The following is a 16,361-nucleotide window of genomic DNA, read 5'->3' as shown; positions in this document are numbered from 1 at the left end:
GTGCGTCATCAGCGCGGCTTCAGCCTGATCGAACTGTTGGTGGTACTGGCCATTGCCGGGCTGATGACCGGGCTGGCGGTGGCCGGCCTTGGCAACGGCCAGGCCAGTGTCGAGCAGGCCCTGCAACGGCTGGCGGTCGAGGTCCGCGGCCAGGCCGCGCTGGCCCGGCATGCGGGGCAACTGCGCGGGTTGCGCTGGAATGGCCAGCGCCCGGAGTTCGTCCGCCGCGAGGGCAATGCCTGGGTGGTCGAAGCGGTCCCGCTCGGCGACTGGCCCAAGGGCCTGCACCCGGACTGGCCCGCCAGCCCGCAACCGCGCGTGCTGTTCACGCCGCATGGCTGGGCGCAGGCGGGTAGCGTGCGCTGGCGCTGGGCCGATGGCAGTCAGCAATGGGCCTGGAGCCGCACCGATGGCATGTGGGTCGTGCCATGAAGCAAGCACAGCGTGGTTTCACTCTGCTGGAGGTGACCGTAGCCCTGGCAATCGCTGCCGTGCTGGCGGTGATCACCAGCCAGGTACTGCGCCAGAGGCTTGCAGTGCAGGACAACCTGCAACAGCACCGTCTTGGCCTGTTGTGCGCGCGTGAGCTGCAAGCCCGCTTTGCCGTCGAGCAGTACTGGCCTGCCGAAAACCAGGTAGCCGGCGAGCTCGGCCAAGGTGGCCAACGGTGTCACTGGCAACTGCAACTGCGCCGCACTGGCGTGCGAGACCTGCGCCGTGGCGAACTGCAATTGTTCGCCGACCGCGATCAGCGCCTGCCACTGGGCCAGTACACCGTGTTTCTGGAGCGCCCATGAAACACCGCCAAACCGGCCTGACCCTGATCGAACTGATGGTCGCGCTGGCCCTGACAGCCGTGCTCGGCATCATGCTGGCCGCCCTGGTCAACGGATGGCTGAAGGTGCGCGAACGCCTGCAGGACACCACTCGGCAAACCTCGGTGCTGGACTTTTGCCTGGCCCTGGAGCGGCGCTTCGACAGCCCGGTGCTGCGCCGTGTCTACGACCAGCGTCTGCCGCTGGCCAGCCGTTGGCTGGACTGGCAACCCGCCAGCAACCAGTTGCTGTGGGTCGCCAGCACCGGCCTGCCGGCAGCCGAAGGTGGCTCGCGCCTGCAACGCCAGCGCCTGCGGTTCGAGGCCCGGGAGCAACGCCTGCTGCTGGAAAGCTCGGCGGACTTGTACGCCGCCGTCGCCCCGCGCTGGGTACAGCGCGAACGACTCGACCAGGTCAGCGCCATGAACGTTCTGTACTACCAGGGCGGCCGCTGGCTGGCCTGGCCTTCTGACCAACCGGTGCACCCAGGCCGTGGTGTGCGTCTGGAAATGCTGCGTGATGGAGCCCCCTATGTCTGCACCTTCGCCCTTCCATGGGGGCGCTCATGAAACTTGAATGGCGGCGGCGTGCGCCGGCCCAGGTGTGGCTGCTGCTGCGCCCGGGTGCTGTCTGGCATTGGGCGCTGGTCCAGGACGGTATTTTGCAAAGCCAGGGGCAGGGCGAGCCACCGGCCAACCCGCAGGCCCATGTTGCGCTGGTCCTGCCTGCCGAGGCGTGCAGCCATTTTCGCGTGCCGGCCCCGCCCGGGCTCAAGCGCGAAGAGTGGCCTTTGCTGCTTGAGGATCGCTTGCTGCAGGCCCCGCATGAGGTGGCCTGTGCCTGCCTGGCCCGTGAACCCGGGTACCTTCGTCTGCTGGTAGTGGCGCGTCAGCAGTTGGATGACTGGCGTGGCCAATGTGCCGAATGGGGCTTGCAGACGGTGCGTTGCTGGGCGGAGCTGCAGCTGCTGCCTTCGCCGGAGCCAGGATGCGCCTGGCAATGGCAACGCACCCCCGGGCTGTCCTTCTACAAAGGCTTGGCCGAAGACGGACAGGAGCACTGGCTGGCGTGGCCTGATGCCTTGGGTGGCGTGCCGCAGCCACCGTGGGCAGGGCTGCACAAGACGTCGCTGAGCGGCAATTGGCCAACCGTATTTGCGCCGCTCGACACACTGCCCGGCCTGTTCGATCGCGCCCGCAAGGTGCGCTCGTTGCCGGCGGCCTCCCGCCAGCAGCAGCGGCTGCTGGCAGCTTGCCTGGTGCTGGCCACTGTTTGGGGTGGCCTGTGGGTGAGCCAGCAATGGCGTCAGGCGCAACTCTGGCGCAACCAGGTCGTTGCCGTGACCGGCGAGCAGGCCAGCCCTCGGCACGCGGCACAGGCCCTCAAGCGCCTGCGCGAGAGCGTACTGCAGCAGCAACTGCGTACACGTCAGCTAGACGACCTGCAGGCTCGCTTGCAGACCTGGCTGCGTGCCAACCCCGGCTTGCGCCTGCAAGCGGTGCGCTTCGATGGTCAGCGTTGGCACCTGCGCCTGGAAGGCGAGGGCAGTGCGCCGCCATGGCGTGATATGGCGGCTGCCGCTGGCGCCACAGTGCAGGTTCAAGAAGGCCAAGTGATCTTCGACCTGGGAGCAGCTTCATGAACCGGGACTGGCTACAGCGTCATCGCTTCACGTTCGCCTGGGGACTGATCGCCCTGCTGCTGGCCTTCCTGGCCCTGCGCGAAGGCGTTGCGCAATGGCGCGTGCTTGGCCAGTGGCGTGTGCTGGCCGAACAGGCGGCCAGCCTGCAAGGCGGGCCCGGTTTGAACCTGGAGCGGCTACGTCAGTCGGCCCAGGCCCGTGGGGTCGAACTGACCGAAGTCGATACGCAAGGCAAGGCCTGGCAACTGCGCGGGCAGGTGGCCGATGAGCGCATGCTGCAAGGCTGGGTGCAGAGCCTGCGTGCAGAAGGCGCACTGCCGTTGCAATGGGGACTGGAGCAGCAGGGCAAGGGTTTGCGATTTGATCTGGTGGTGCAGCCATGAGCCGCAGTGCAGCAATGGCCTGGGTGTTACTGGTATTCGTGCTCACGCTGTTTATCGAGCTTCCGGCCAATTGGGTGGTGCGTGCGTTCGGCCTGCCGGTACGCGATGTCGGTGGAAGCCTCTGGCAAGGGCAGGCACAACAATGGGGGCCGGTCGGGCCTTTGCGCTGGACGCTGCAGCCCTGGCGCTTGCAGGCGAACGCGCAAGTGGGGTTCCAGGGGCAGGCCTGGCAGTTGCGTGCAGAAGGCTGGCCCTGGCGTTGGCGGCTGGAGGCATCAGCCAAGGGGCCTTTGGCGACGGTCTCGACGGATTACCGCCTGGCCGGCCAGTGGCAGGGTGTGTTGAGGATGCAGGGGACAGGGCGCCAATGCCAGGCCAGTGAAGGCCGCGTGATCGTAACCGACCTTGCCCTGAGCGACCCGTGGTCCCTAGGCCTTGGGCACGGCTGGCTGGAAATGGATTGCCGCAGTGGCTGGCACCTGCGCGGGCAGTTGGCGCAGCAAGGGCAACATCAACTGGCCGTGGATGCCGACCTGCCAGGACGCCAGGCGCAGGTGGTGTTCCAGCTGCAGCCTGAAGCGCAGTTGACGCCATTGTTGCGTGGCGCCCAATGGCTTGGGCCGCAGGCCTTGGCGGGGCAGCGAGACCTTCGTTGGTAAGCAACAACGTGGCGCGGCCTCCTGTAGATACGCTGCGAGCGGTCGAGCTTTTCTGAGGTGCTCGGGGCTTAAGCGCTTGGTCGTATCGATGGTGCATACCCGCGAAGCAGGCGGCGCGTTGCGTGGCACTGGCTGCGCCGGTTTTCGCGGTTGAACCCGCTCCTACAACGGCCTGTGCCCAACCGCCGATTTGTGTCCAACCACCGATTTGTGTCCAACCGCCGAGTTGTGTCCATCCTCGATCGGTGTAGGAGCGGGCTTGCCCGCGAAGACGGCAGATCAGACAAGCACGTTCACTCGTCGTCGGCAGTCCCGTTGGCCCGCCAGTAGGCTGCAGCCTTTAGCGCGTCTTCCTTTACCCCTTTCTCCAGCAACAACGCCTTGGCCTGGCGAGTCAGGGCTTTTTCCAGCGCCACCCAGGCATACAGCTGGCCTTGCGGCAAGCTCAGGTTACGCACCAGCTCCAACAAGTCTTCCCCTTGGCGACGTACCCAGATCACTTCCACCTGCGCCTTGCTTGGCAGCGGCTGGCGCTCGTGCTCGTCTTCGATCTGGATCACTGCCAGCACCTGGCGGCCCGCCGGCAACTCCTCCAGCCGACGGCCAATGGCCGGGATGGCAGTTTCATCTCCGATCAGCAGGTAGCTGTCGAAAATATCCGGCACCACCAGCGAGGCCCGTGGCCCTGCGATGTCCAGGGTTTGCCCGGGCGCGGCTTGCGCGGCCCAGGTAGAGGCAGGGCCGTCGCCGTGCAGCACGAAGTCGATGTCCAGCTCATGTGCCACCAGGTCGATGCGCCGTGGTGTGTACTCGCGCATGGTGGGCCGCGCGCCACCGTCCTTGCCCAGATTACGGGCCTCGATGGCCTGTTGTTGCTCCGGCGTTTCGGCGAACAGCAGCTTGATATGGTCGTCGCTGCCCACGCTGGTAAAGCCTTGCAGCTCGGCACCCCCCAGGGTGATGCGGCGCATGCGCGGGGTCAGCTCGGTGACCCGCAGCACCTGCAGACGGCGCTGGCGGATCTCGTGGTTTACGCGGTGAATGGTGTCACTCATGGGGCGTCTCCCTGAAAGGTTCGGTGGGCCCGGAGGCGATGGCCTTGGCGGTATGGTTGAGCAGGTCACGGACCCGTTCGATTTCTTCCACTGTCCAGCGGCCGCTGTGCATGTGCAGTGCATGGCGCAGGTTGCCGACCGCTTCATGAATCTCTGGCGGGCGGTCGTGGCCGCGCAGGGCGCGTTTGCTGACCTCGATGCGCATGCGCACGCCATCCAGGGCTACTGCCTGATCCACCAAGGCGCTGCGGCCGGCATCGGTGATGGCGTAGAGGCGTTTGCTGCCTTGTACCTGGCCGCTGATCAGTTCGGCCTCTTCGAGGAAGTTCAGCGTGGGGTAGATCACCCCAGGGCTTGGGCTGTAGCTGCCGTCGAACAGATTTTCGATCTGGCGGATCAGGTCGTAACCGTGGCCGGGCTGCTCGGCCAGCAAGTCCAGCATCAGCAGCTTGAGGTCACCCGGGGCGAAGACACGCGGGCCGCGCTCGCCACGGGCGGGGCGCCGCTCGAAGGGATCATGAGGGGGATGTTCGCGCATAAGGATAGGGCTCCGTCGTTTGCGATATATCTTAAGATATTACTTAAGATATATCTAAAGACAAGCCCTTAAATGCTGATGATTATCATCTACTGCGTCGATGTGTTCCCTGCCGGTGGCGGTGTGTGCAGGGCAACCTGTGGCGGCTTGCACTCATTCGGATTGCCAGGCTGCAGGTATGGCATGAGGATCGGTGCCATGCCCTTGAGCACCTGCACTGGCAGCGCCGAAGTAAATTTGAACGCTTCTGCCGTGCGACCCGGCACGAAGGCGGTCAGCGTGCCGAAATGGTTGTCGCCGAGGAAGAACACGAAGGTGGCGGTGCGGTTTAGCGAGCGCGAGCCGATCAGCCGGCCGCCGGCGCCAAAGCTCTCGATTCGGTTGTCGCCGGTACCGGTCTTGCCGCCCATCACCAGTGGGGTGCCGTCCTGCAGCTTGAAACTGCCGGAAATACGCCGCGCGGTACCTGCATCGACCACTTGCGACATGGCGCCTTTGAGTGCACGCGCCACTTCGACTGGCAGAATTCGCACGCCCCGGTCAGGGTCTGTGATCAACTTGGTCTCATAGGGTGTGTTGGCTGCGAAATGCAGGGTGTCGATGCGCAGGGTCGGCAGGCGAACACCGTCGTTCTGGATGATCCCGACCAGTTCGGAGAGGGCAGCGGGGCGGTCGCCGGAGCTGCCGATGGCGGTGGCCAATGAGGGCACCAGGTGGTCGAATGGATAGCCCACGCGTTTCCAGCGTTGGTGGATATCGAGGAAGGCTTCGATTTCGACCATGGTGCGGATGCGGCTGTCACGGGCGCCCTGGTGGCGGCTCTTGAACAGCCAGCCGTATACCTCCTGGCGTTCGAAACGACTGGCGTTGATCATCTCGGTCAGTGTCGAGCTTGGGTTCTTCAGCAGGTAGCCAAGCAGCCAAAGGTCCAGTGGGTGGACCTTGGCGATGTAACCCTGGTCGGGCAGGTCGTACTTGCCGGGGCCGTAAGCTGCGTACATCTCGGACAGACGGCCATCGGTCAGTTTGCCCAGCACGGCCTTGTCGCCCTTGAGGTGGGCACGCACGAACGCGTTGAAGGTTTCCTGGCCTGCCTCGGGGAACAGGTAGCGGTGTACCGCCGCCAACCGCTGTGGGGTCACGCGCATGCTGTCGAGGAAGGTGTCCAGGCGTTGTTGCGAGGTTTTACGCTGGTACTTCTTCCAGAAGCGCATCAGGTAGTTGGTGCCTTCCTTGTCGGCAAAGCGCGCAAGGTATTCCTGGCGGCGCGGGTCGGCATCGTCCTTGAGCAGCGGCACGCGGTTGTACGGCTGCTGGTAAGTCACGTAACGCACCAGGTCGCGCATCAGGCGGATGAACGGCAGGTTGATCGACTCGCGCAGTGCATCCTTGAGTGTCGGGTTGCGGTTGTTGTCTTCCTTGCGGAAGTTGTTGAACACATGCATCCCGCCACCGGTGAAAAACGCTTCGCCGGTGTTGGCCGAGTACTTGCGTTCGAGCGCGGCGTCGAGCATGGCGTCAAGGCTCTGGTTCTTGCTGTTCAGCGCCAGCCATTCCAGCGACCATTGCGTGATGCGGTCGAGTTCGGCCACTTCGACCTTCTTCAGCTCGGCGGCAGGTTTGCCGGCGTACTTGTCGTGCAGCTCGGCGATAATTTCAAGGTAGGTGGTCAGTACCCGCAGCTTGGCGGTTGAGCCCAGCTCCAGCTTGCTGCCTTCGTTGATGTCGAAGGGCTGGTTGGTGCTGTCGGTCTGCACCCGGACCCGCGAGCCATCGGCGGTGCGTTCGAACAAGGTGAAGCTGTAGCTCACCTGGTCGGTGGTCTTGGCAGTGAGCAGCCGCTCGCCGATCAGGCCGATCTGTGCGGCAAACGCCGGGTCGGCAAGGTTTTTCAGGTACTGGCTGATCTGCAGCTGCAGGTCGGCCTGCAAGGTACTGGTGGCTGACAGGTCGAGGCGGTCGAGGTCGTACAGCGGGCGATTGAGCATGGCCGACAGGCGGTTGCGTGCCAGGCTGATGCCCTTGTTGGTAATGATCGGTACGATGGTCGGCTGCGCGACCCAGTCGCGGTACACCGCCTTGCTGGCCAGCGCGGCATCGGCCAGCGGCTGATCGATGACCTTGTTGGCGGCAAGCAGGCGAATGTGCGAATCGGTGAGTTCGGCCAGCTCGACCCGGCCCTTGGACAAGTAATGCGAGGGGCGGCGCTGGGCAATCATCAGCGAAAGCACCTGGCGCAGGGCCAGGCCACGTGCGGCCATGCTCTCGGGGTCGGTAGCGGTGGCGTTCAGGGCCTGGTTGACCTGGTCGAAGTCGGCGCCGTACCACACCCGCAGGCCCTCGGCCATGCCATGTACCTCACCATGCCCAGGTACAGCCGACAGCGGTACGCTGTTGAGGTAGTCACGCACGATGCGCTGGCGTGCCTCGGTGGTGTCGGGACCGCCCTGGTAGGCACGCACGCTGGCAGAAATCATCTGCCGGATTTTCTCCGCGCCCGACACCGTCAGGCCGTCGGGTGAGTGGCGATATTTCTCCAGCTGCGTGGCCAGGGTGCTGCCGCCGGCAGACTGGCCGGGCAGGGCCAGGTACTTGGCGACCTGGCTGTAGGCGGCCTTGGCAAAGCGTGGCCAGTCCACTGCCGGGTTGTTACGTGGGTCCTGGGTATCCAGCAGGTCGCGGTTTTCGATGAACAGCAAGCTGTTGACCATCACGGGAGGGATCGCTGCAAAGTCCGGGTACAGGTGCTGGGGGTAGTTGTACTGGTACAGCGTGTCGCCGCGGCAGTCGGTGATCGACAGGCCGGCCTGGATTTTCTCGATATAGGGCGCGAACAGCCCATGATCGACGTAGTTCATCAATGCGGGTGAGAACTTCACCTGTTCACTGATGAGGTAGTCGCGCTTGAGCAGGCGTGGCAGGAATTCACCCAGGGCGCTATAGCCCAGGCGTTTGTCGAACGGCCCGTCACCGGGGTAGATGATGGCATCGCTGGGACCGGCTTGCAGCGAATAGGTCAGTGTACCGGCCAGTTTACTGAACTCGCGCGATTGCAGTTCGGAGGTACGGAATTCGTCATACGCGGCAACACCTATGGCTACCAGTGCCACCAGCAGGATGAGGATGATCAGCCGCCACCATAGCCGACGCTGACGGGGGGACTTGGGTTGTGGCGTCTCGGCCGGAGGTATCTCGGGTGCTTCCGTTCTGCTTGGTTCCGATTGCCACAGTGCGCCCATAGTCTTCTATCCGGCCAAGTATTTTCGTCTTGCTTGTCTGAAGCTTAGACGTTGAGTGGATAGGGTGAAAAATTTGTAGAAGAAGGAAAGTGGTGAGGGGCTATGCGGCTTTGGTGTGGGTTCCTTCAACGGCCGATGTTGCTATGGTGCCCCGGCGATTTTTGGGGCGGGTAGCGGCCCCAGAGTTCTAGCCAAATTTCTGCATATATACAGTGAAAACTCCTACAACGGTCTTCCTATACTGCTCGCCCCCTTCGCCTTGCCGGGCGCTCTACTCCGGCACACGGGCCGGTCCACAAGGCCAGCCTGGCAAGCCAATGCCACGCCTATCGGCTTGGTCGCGGCGGCACGAAGGTCAAATCCAATAACAAAATGAGGTTGTATTGCTATGCCAGTCGGCAACCACTCTGCCCACGGCCAGGCCACAGAAGGCGGCCCGCTCAAGCGTGAACTGGGCGAACGGCACATCCGCCTGATGGCGCTGGGCGCCTGTATCGGTGTCGGTCTTTTCCTCGGTTCGGCCAAGGCGATCGAAATGGCCGGTCCGGCCATCATGTTGTCCTACATCATCGGCGGCCTGGCCATCCTGGTGATCATGCGCGCCCTTGGTGAAATGGCCGTGCACAACCCCGTCGCCGGCTCGTTCAGCCGTTATGCCCAGGATTACCTCGGCCCATTGGCAGGCTTCCTGACCGGCTGGAACTACTGGTTCCTGTGGCTGGTGACCTGTGTTGCCGAAATCACGGCAGTGGCCATCTACATGGGCATCTGGTTCCCCGACGTTCCGCGCTGGATCTGGGCCCTGGCGGCGCTGGGCAGCATGGGCGCGGTCAACCTGGTGGCGGTGAAGGCTTTTGGTGAGTTCGAGTTCTGGTTCGCGCTGATCAAGATCGTCACCATCATCGCCATGGTGCTTGGCGGCATCGGCATCATTGCCTTCGGCTTTGGCAATGACGGTGTGGCAGTGGGGATCTCCAACCTGTGGAGCAACGGCGGCTTCATGCCCAATGGCGTGACCGGCGTGCTGATGTCGCTGCAGATGGTGATGTTCGCCTATCTGGGCGTGGAAATGATCGGTCTCACCGCCGGTGAAGCACGCAACCCGCAAAAGACCATTCCCCAGGCCATCGGCTCGGTGTTCTGGCGCATCCTGCTGTTCTACGTCGGCGCGTTGTTCGTGATCCTGTCGATTTACCCGTGGAACGAAATCGGCAGCCAGGGCAGCCCGTTCGTCATGACCTTCGAGCGCCTCGGCATCAAGACCGCTGCCGGCATCATCAATTTCGTGGTCATCACGGCGGCGCTTTCGTCGTGCAACGGCGGCATCTTCAGCACCGGGCGCATGCTTTATAGCCTGGCGCAGAACGGCCAGGCGCCGGCGGCCTTTGCCCGCACCTCGAAGAACGGCGTGCCACGCAATGCGCTGCTGCTGTCGATCGGCGCGTTGCTGCTGGGCGTGCTGGCCAACTACCTGGTGCCAGAAAAGGTCTTCGTCTGGGTGACCTCGATCGCCACCTTCGGTGCGATCTGGACCTGGGTGATGATCTTGCTGGCGCAGCTGAAGTTCCGTGCCGGCCTTACCACGGCCGAGCGCAAGGCACTGAAGTACCGCATGTGGCTGTGGCCGCTGAGCTCGTATCTGGCACTGGCCTTCCTGGTGCTGGTGGTCGGGCTGATGGCGTACTTCGAGGATACGCGTGTGGCCCTGTACATCGGCCCGGCGTTCCTGGTGTTGCTGACAGTGCTGTATTACACGTTCCGCCTGGCGCCGAAAGACGCACAAGGTGTGACGAGTACCGCCTCCTGACCTGACGTGGGGCCGCTTTGCGGCCCCAGCGTTCTCTCAGGCCGCCACTTCGCTGTGCGGCTCGAAACTGTCCGCCCGGGCCAGTTGCCACATCCGCGAATAGAACTGCCCGTTCACCTCGCCGGTCAGCAGCTCACCTGGCTTCAAAAACACATGCATCTGCGAGAACAGCTTGATCTCGGTGGCTGAAATGCGCCGCACCAGGTGCTTGGCCTCCAGTTGTGCCGGATGCTCCAGGCCGGCCGCCGCCAGCATTTCTGCCAAGGCACGCAACGTGTTGTGATGGAAGTTCAGCACCCGCTGGGCTTTGTCGGGCACCACCAGCGCACGCTGGCGTAGCGGATCTTGCGTGGCCACACCGGTCGGGCACTTGTTGGTGTGGCAGCTTTGCGACTGGATGCAGCCGATGGCAAACATGAAGCCGCGTGCCGAGTTGGCCCAGTCGGCGCCAATGGCCAGCACGCTGGCGATGTCGAAGGCGCTGACAATCTTGCCGCTGGCGCCCAGCTTGATCTTGTCGCGCAGGTTCAGGCCGACCAGGGTGTTGTGCACGAACAGCAGGCCTTCACGCAGTGGCACGCCGATATGGTCGGTGAACTCCACGGGCGCTGCGCCGGTGCCGCCTTCCTTGCCATCGACGACGATGAAGTCGGGCAGGATGCCGGTTTCCAGCATGGCCTTGGCGATGCCCATGAATTCCCACGGGTGGCCCAGGCAGAACTTGAACCCCACTGGCTTGCCACCGGACAGCTCACGCAACTGGGCGATGAACTGCATCATTTCGATTGGTGTCGAGAAGGCGCTGTGGCGCGACGGTGAGATGCAATCCTCGCCCATCAGCACGCCACGGGTTTCGGCGATTTCCTGGGTGACCTTGTGTTTGGGCAATATGCCGCCATGGCCGGGTTTGGCGCCCTGGCTCATCTTGATCTCGATCATGCGCACCTGAGGGCTGCGCGCCTGGGCGGCGAAGCGTTCGGGATCGAAGCGCCCATCTGGCGTGCGGCACCCGAAGTAGCCGCTGCCCAGTTCCCACACCAGGTCACCACCGTGCTCGCGATGGTAGGGGCTGATGCTGCCCTCGCCGGTGTCATGGTGGAAATTGCCCAGCTTGGCGCCCTGGTTGAGCGCACGGATGGCATTGGCGCTGAGCGAGCCGAAACTCATGGCCGAAATGTTGAAGATCGACGCGGAGTACGGCTGGCTGCACTGCGGCCCACCGACGATGACGCGGAAGCTGGCCGGGTCGGCCAGCGGTGCCGGGCGCATGGAGTGGCCGATGAACTCGAAACCGGATTCATATACGTCGATCAGGGTGCCGAAAGGTTTGTCCGAGGCTTCGTTCTTCGCCCGGGCATACACCAGCGAGCGCTGGGCGCGAGAAAAGGGAAGGGCATCGCTGTCGGACTCCAGCAGGTATTGGCGGATTTCCGGGCGAATGGCCTCGACCAGATAGCGGATGTTGCCGAGAATCGGGTAGTTGCGGCGTACGGCGTGGCGCTGCTGCAGCAGGTCGAACAGGCCGATCAGGCTGAGAATGCCTGTGGTCAGGGTGAACGGCCACAGCCATTCGTGGTGGCTGAAGGGGAGGCTCGCCAGGGTGAACAGCACACAGGCGGCGAAGAAGGCATAACGACTGAGAAGTGACAGGCTCATACAGGGTCCTTGCGATGGCGCGGTCAGGCTCAGGGCCTGGGGCAAACCCCGACCATAGCCAAGTTGCCGGGCACTGCAAAATAAAATCGGGGTAGCGAAAATCATTCTCGACCCGAGCCAAATTGCCTGGTCGCAACGCAGATCGGTGGTGGACACACATTGATGATTGGGCGCAGGCCGTCGTAGGCGCGGGTTTACCCGCGAAAGGGTCGGGCCTGCTGGCCAATTTCTACCCGCCGGTCAGCGTTGCCGCCGCCACCGTATTCGCGGGTAAACCCGCTCCTACAGGGGGGCGCGCAGCAGTTTTTGCCGCCAGCTTTCCTGCTCCTGTGCGGACGCCTCGACCAGATACGCGTAACGCCCGGCCATCCGCACCGCCACCGGTATCCCGTCGCGATACAGAAGCCGGTTGCCAATCACTGCCGGCACTTTCGCCCCGGGCAGCAACGAGCCGATCAGGTTCAGCGGGTCACCGGCGCTCACCACCTGCAGCGTTCCGTCCGGTTCACGTCGTCTCACTTGCCGCAGCAACACTACCGCCTCAGGCAAGGCGAACTGTTCACCGGCCAGCCCGGCAATGAAGCGCCCGCCCCGGATCTCGCCACGCGCTTCCAATCGGTGATAGCAGCGCAGCAGCTCACGCCAGGGCGGCAGTACATCACTCTCGCGCGCCAACAGCCGCCAGCAGATCACGCCATAGCGGCGCAGCAGCGTGCGGGCAATGTGCTCCAGGCGCTGGTCGTGGTCCGGTGGCGCATCGCTGCGGCGCAGCAGGGCCCAACGTCCGGCATGCGCCATGCTGCTGGAAAGCGGCGGGTGGCCTCGGCGGCTGTTACGTGCGCTGCGCTTGGTTGCAGGCGTGATCAGGCTGCGCAAGCCAGTGAAACTGTCCGCCCCGGCCAGGCCCGAGCCCACCAGCTCCTGCAGTGCAGTTTCCAGTTCACTGGGCAGCAGGTGTGCCTCATGTGCCAGTTCATCGAAGAACAGCGCACCCTGGGTTTTCAGCGCTTCGTGCACACGTTGCGCACGTAGGCCAAGGGCGTCGACAGCAGGTGCGGGCGCCAGGCTGCGCCACGTGTTCAACTGGTCCCGCGGCAGCAACACCAGTGGGGTACTGGTCAACGTGCTGCTCGCCACTGTTGCCGCCAGCCGGCTCCAGGCAAACTGGCCGCTTCGGCAGGCTTCGTCGAGCCAATGCGGACTGTAGTCTTTGATACGCGCCGGCAGCAGTTCCGCCTCCCAGGCCGCTGCAGCGCTGGGGAACCCTTGTAACTGGCCCAGCACTTCGGCCACCGCCTGCGGACCACGCAGGCGCTCGTCTGGCGCCAGGTGCTGCCAATCGAACAGAAAGCGCATGAAGTCTTGCAGGCTGACCGGTTCGATCTCGCGGCGCAGGCGTTTGACCGTGTAGCGGTGGATGCGCGCCAGCAAGTGGCGTTCGCACCATTGCAGGTCAGTGGCACCTGGGCTGAAATGCCCGCGCAGCACATAGCCTTCGGCTTCCAGGCGGGCCAGCGACTGTTCGATATCGGTTACCGGTTTGCCCAATGGCGCAGCGATTTGCGCCAGGGTCTGTGGGCCATGGCCGCTCAGGCGGGCGCGCAGCAGTTCGCTCAGTGCGTGGTCGGGCTCGATGGGCTGGTCGAAGCCAGCGAGCCGTTTGAGCGCTGGCTCCCTGTGCGCTGTGGGGTACAGTGCCAGCAGCAGGTTCAGGCGTTCGCGGGCCAACCAGAGCTTGTCATCGGGCAGGCGCAAGGCACGCCCGGCATTGGCCAGCTGCTTTAGCAGCACATCCCAGCAGGGGTTGGCATCTACCTCGACCTGACCGATGGCCCCCAGGCTCATCAATGCTTCGTGCATTTCGTCGGGATTGGCCGGCTGTGGCCAGGCCTCGGCCGCGACGGCAGCAATGGCATCAGCGTCCAGCGCGCCCAGGTCGTCGCTACTGTGCACGTCGTTCCAGCGCCGGTTGAGTACCGCCTGGGTACGTCGTTCTTCCAGTGGCGCATCGTCCAGAAAGGCATAAGGCCGGGCGTTGAGAATCGCTGAAGCCAGCGGCGAGGGGGCGGGCAAGTCGCGGCACAGCAAGCGCACTGCACCGCTTTCCATGCGCTGCAGCAGCGCCAGCCAGCCTTCGCTGTCCATCGCCTCGTGCAGGCAGTCGTCGAGGGTTTGCTCGACCAGCGGATGGTCGGGAATCTGCCGCTCGCCGACGATGTTCTCCAGGCAGGCGATCTGGTCGGGGAACACGGCGGCAACCAGGTCCTCACTCTTCATGCGCTGGATTTGTGGCGCCACCTTGCGTCCGCCCACAAAGCGCGGCAGTGCCATGGCCACGCCTGCATTCCAGCGCCAGCGCACGCCAAACAGCGGTGCATCGAGCAGGGCCTGGATGAGAATCGGCTCGGCGCTGCGGCTGTTCAGGTAACGCCACACTTCGTCCAGCTCGAAACTGTGGCTGGTCGACAGTGACAGCACGATGGCGTCCTCGCTGGCGGCAGCCTGCAGTTCGAAGTTGAAGGTGCGGCAGAAGCGCTTGCGCAGGGCCAGGCCCCAGGCGCGGTTGATGCGGCTACCGTAGGGTGAATGAATGATCAGTTGGGTCCCGCCGGACTCATCGAAAAAACGTTCCATCACCAGCGTATCCTGCGAGGGCAGGGCGCCAAGCACTTCACGGGTGCGGGCCAGGTAGTCGAGCAACTGGCCCGCACAAGTTTCGTCCAGTTCGAAGGTCGCCTGCAACCAGGCCAGTACCTCCACCGTGTCGCCGCCTGCCAGCGCCAGTTGCTGGTCGATTCGCGCCTGCAGCCGGGCCACGGCGGCAGACAGCTCGTCACTGCGCCCCGGCGCTTCACCCAGCCAGAACGGAATGGTCGGTGGCAGGCCATGAGCATCCTCTACCCGCACCCGGCCCGGCTCGACGCGCAGAATGCGATAGGAGGCGTTGCCCAGCTGGAAAATATCGCCGGCAATGCTTTCCACTGCAAAGTCTTCATTGACGCTGCCGATGTTCAACGCCTGCGGCTCCAGCAACACGGCGTAGTCGGCGTTGTCGGGGATGGTGCCGCCGCTGGTCAGCGCGGTCAGTTGGCTGCCACGTCGGCCACGCAGCGTGCCGCTCACTGCGTCACGGTGCAAGTAGGCACTGCGCACACCCTGGCGGCCGTTGTAGCCCTCGGCGAGCATGCGCAGCAGGGCCTGGTAATGGTGCTGGTCAAGCTCGGCGTAAGGTGTGGCCTGGCGCAGGCAATCCAGCAGATCCTGTTCGTGCCAGGCCTGGTTGCTGGCTTCTGCGACGATCTGCTGGGCCAGCACATCCAGCGGTGCCCGGGGGATGTGCAGTGCGTCCAGTTCGCCCCGTCGAACGCAGTCAAGCAAGGCAACGCATTCGATCAGGTCATCGCGTGAGGTGGGGAACAGGCGCCCCTTCGGCACACCATCGACCTGGTGTCCAGCGCGGCCAACCCGTTGCAGGAAGCCGGCAATCGAGCCCGGCGAGGCGATCTGGCAGACCAGGTCGATATCGCCGATATCAATGCCAAGCTCCAGCGATGCGGTCGCGACCAGCACCTGGAGCTGGCCGCTCTTGAGCCGCTGCTCTGCATCCAGGCGCAGCGCTTTGGACAGGCTGCCATGGTGTGCGGCAACCGCCTCCTTGCCCAGCCGGTCGCTGAGGTGGCGGGTGATACGTTCGGCCAGGCGCCGGGTATTGACGAATACCAGCGTGGTGCGGTGTTCACGGGCAAGGGTGGCCAAGCGGTCATACACCAGGCCCCAGACATCAGTGGCCATCACCGCCCCCAACGGTACCGGCGGCACTTCGATGGCCAGGTCACGCTTGCGGGCATGGCCGATATCGACAATGGCGCAGGGGCGCCCGCTACCCACCAGAAACTGTGCCACCCGTTCGACCGGGCGTTGGGTAGCGGACAGGCCGATCCGCCGCAGTGGCTTTTTGCACAAGGCTTGCAGGCGTTCCAAGGTCAGTGCCAGATGGGCGCCACGCTTGTTACCGGCCAAGGCATGGATTTCGTCGACGATCACCGTGTGCACATGGGCCAGGCCTTCACGGCCAGAAGCCGAGCCCATCAGCACGTAAAGCGATTCGGGGGTCGTCACCAGAATGTGCGGGGCCAGCTTGCGCATGGCGGCGCGTTCCTTCTGCGGAGTATCGCCGGTGCGTACCGCCGTGGTGATGCGTGGGGCGTTCAGGCCTTGCTCTGCAACGGCTTGGCTGATGCCTTCGAGCGGGGCCTGCAGGTTCAGACGAATGTCATTGGACAGGGCCTTCAGAGGTGAAACGTAGATCACCAGTGTCTGTGCGGGCAGTTCGCCCTGGTGCTTCATGCCTTCACGCAGCAGCTCATCTAGCACGGCCAGAAAAGCGCTCAGGGTCTTGCCTGAGCCGGTCGGTGCGGCCAGCAGCATGGATTGCCCGGTGTGGATCAACGGCCAGGCCTGTGCCTGGGCATCGGTGACCGTGGCGAAGCGGCGGCGGAACCAGGTGCTGACGGCAGGGTGGAACAGCTCGAGCACCGGGTGGTGTTTGGCGGGCAGGTTCATGTGT

Annotated in this window: 12 protein-coding genes; 7 read left to right on the top strand and 5 right to left on the bottom strand. The window is 64.1% G+C overall.

Annotated features, from left to right (window positions below; all coding sequences use genetic code 11):
- The 6 genes from gspH to AC3WLP_RS15360 are packed head-to-tail and all read left to right on the top strand — an operon-like array spanning position 1 to position 3,499.
- Positions 1-432: a type II secretion system minor pseudopilin GspH gene (gene gspH, locus AC3WLP_RS15385; protein WP_003254996.1), complete on the top strand. Its 432-nt coding sequence runs from the start codon at positions 1-3 to the stop codon at positions 430-432.
- Positions 429-797 (top strand): type II secretion system protein GspI, encoded by a 369-nt coding sequence (locus AC3WLP_RS15380; RefSeq protein ID WP_003254995.1) that lies wholly within the window; start codon positions 429-431, stop codon positions 795-797. The genes gspH and AC3WLP_RS15380 overlap by 4 nt, the downstream gene beginning before the upstream one ends.
- Entirely contained in the window at positions 794-1,384 is a 591-nt protein-coding gene (locus AC3WLP_RS15375; protein ID WP_088512952.1) for a type II secretion system protein, read from the top strand. The genes AC3WLP_RS15380 and AC3WLP_RS15375 overlap by 4 nt, the downstream gene beginning before the upstream one ends.
- Entirely contained in the window at positions 1,381-2,457 is a 1,077-nt protein-coding gene (locus AC3WLP_RS15370) for a type II secretion system protein GspL (protein WP_237617306.1), read from the top strand. Before AC3WLP_RS15375 ends, AC3WLP_RS15370 begins: the two co-directional genes overlap by 4 nt.
- A complete protein-coding gene (gene gspM / locus AC3WLP_RS15365) occupies positions 2,454-2,840 on the top strand; it encodes a type II secretion system protein GspM (RefSeq protein ID WP_003254992.1) in 387 nt (128 codons plus the stop codon). The genes AC3WLP_RS15370 and gspM overlap by 4 nt, the downstream gene beginning before the upstream one ends.
- Positions 2,837-3,499 (top strand): hypothetical protein, encoded by a 663-nt coding sequence (locus tag AC3WLP_RS15360; RefSeq protein ID WP_003254991.1) that lies wholly within the window; start codon positions 2,837-2,839, stop codon positions 3,497-3,499. Before gspM ends, AC3WLP_RS15360 begins: the two co-directional genes overlap by 4 nt.
- Positions 3,500-3,792: 293 nt before the next feature.
- On the opposite strand, the gene AC3WLP_RS15355 is transcribed toward AC3WLP_RS15360, so the two are convergent.
- The 3 genes from AC3WLP_RS15355 to AC3WLP_RS15345 all read right to left on the bottom strand — a co-directional run bounded on the left by AC3WLP_RS15355 (position 3,793) and on the right by AC3WLP_RS15345 (position 8,331).
- Complete coding sequence (locus AC3WLP_RS15355; protein WP_012051379.1) at positions 3,793-4,554, bottom strand: siderophore-interacting protein; 762 nt, start codon at positions 4,552-4,554, stop codon at positions 3,793-3,795.
- Positions 4,547-5,092 carry a PadR family transcriptional regulator gene (locus AC3WLP_RS15350; RefSeq protein WP_012051380.1) on the bottom strand — a complete coding sequence of 182 codons (546 nt, stop codon included), beginning with the start codon at positions 5,090-5,092 and terminating at the stop codon, positions 4,547-4,549. The genes AC3WLP_RS15355 and AC3WLP_RS15350 overlap by 8 nt, the downstream gene beginning before the upstream one ends.
- Positions 5,093-5,181: 89 nt before the next feature.
- Positions 5,182-8,331, bottom strand: a complete 3,150-nt coding sequence (locus AC3WLP_RS15345) for a transglycosylase domain-containing protein (protein WP_012051381.1) — start codon at positions 8,329-8,331, stop codon at positions 5,182-5,184.
- Between the two features lie 388 nt (positions 8,332-8,719).
- On the opposite strand from AC3WLP_RS15345, the gene AC3WLP_RS15340 reads away from it, so the two are divergent.
- Positions 8,720-10,138, top strand: coding sequence for an amino acid permease (locus AC3WLP_RS15340; protein ID WP_003254987.1), 1,419 nt, complete (start codon positions 8,720-8,722; stop codon positions 10,136-10,138).
- Positions 10,139-10,174: 36 nt separating this feature from the next.
- Here the strand turns inward: AC3WLP_RS15340 and AC3WLP_RS15335 are convergent, their stop codons facing one another.
- Entirely contained in the window at positions 10,175-11,794 is a 1,620-nt protein-coding gene (locus AC3WLP_RS15335; protein WP_012051382.1) for an FMN-binding glutamate synthase family protein, read from the bottom strand.
- A 282-nt stretch (positions 11,795-12,076) separates the two neighbouring features.
- Positions 12,077-16,357: a DEAD/DEAH box helicase gene (locus tag AC3WLP_RS15330; protein ID WP_088512950.1), complete on the bottom strand. Its 4,281-nt coding sequence runs from the start codon at positions 16,355-16,357 to the stop codon at positions 12,077-12,079.
- Between the last annotated feature and the right edge of the window lie 4 nt (positions 16,358-16,361).

Source organism: Pseudomonas sp. FW305-E2 (assembly GCF_058782925.1).
This window is presented reverse-complemented; position numbering and strand designations above follow the sequence as displayed.

What these genes read in the sequence shown, in the direction of transcription:
- AC3WLP_RS15380 (WP_003254995.1), top strand. Translation starts at nt 429, where the DNA reads ATGAAGCAAGCACAGCGTGGTTTCACTCTGCTGGAGGTGACCGTAGCC.
- AC3WLP_RS15375 (WP_088512952.1), top strand. Translation starts at nt 794, where the DNA reads ATGAAACACCGCCAAACCGGCCTGACCCTGATCGAACTGATGGTCGCG.
- AC3WLP_RS15370 (WP_237617306.1), top strand. Translation starts at nt 1,381, where the DNA reads ATGAAACTTGAATGGCGGCGGCGTGCGCCGGCCCAGGTGTGGCTGCTG.
- gspM (WP_003254992.1), top strand. Translation starts at nt 2,454, where the DNA reads ATGAACCGGGACTGGCTACAGCGTCATCGCTTCACGTTCGCCTGGGGA.
- AC3WLP_RS15360 (WP_003254991.1), top strand. Translation starts at nt 2,837, where the DNA reads ATGAGCCGCAGTGCAGCAATGGCCTGGGTGTTACTGGTATTCGTGCTC.
- AC3WLP_RS15355 (WP_012051379.1), bottom strand. Translation starts at nt 4,554, where the DNA reads ATGAGTGACACCATTCACCGCGTAAACCACGAGATCCGCCAGCGCCGT.
- AC3WLP_RS15350 (WP_012051380.1), bottom strand. Translation starts at nt 5,092, where the DNA reads ATGCGCGAACATCCCCCTCATGATCCCTTCGAGCGGCGCCCCGCCCGT.
- AC3WLP_RS15345 (WP_012051381.1), bottom strand. Translation starts at nt 8,331, where the DNA reads ATGGGCGCACTGTGGCAATCGGAACCAAGCAGAACGGAAGCACCCGAG.
- AC3WLP_RS15340 (WP_003254987.1), top strand. Translation starts at nt 8,720, where the DNA reads ATGCCAGTCGGCAACCACTCTGCCCACGGCCAGGCCACAGAAGGCGGC.
- AC3WLP_RS15335 (WP_012051382.1), bottom strand. Translation starts at nt 11,794, where the DNA reads ATGAGCCTGTCACTTCTCAGTCGTTATGCCTTCTTCGCCGCCTGTGTG.
- AC3WLP_RS15330 (WP_088512950.1), bottom strand. Translation starts at nt 16,357, where the DNA reads ATGAACCTGCCCGCCAAACACCACCCGGTGCTCGAGCTGTTCCACCCT.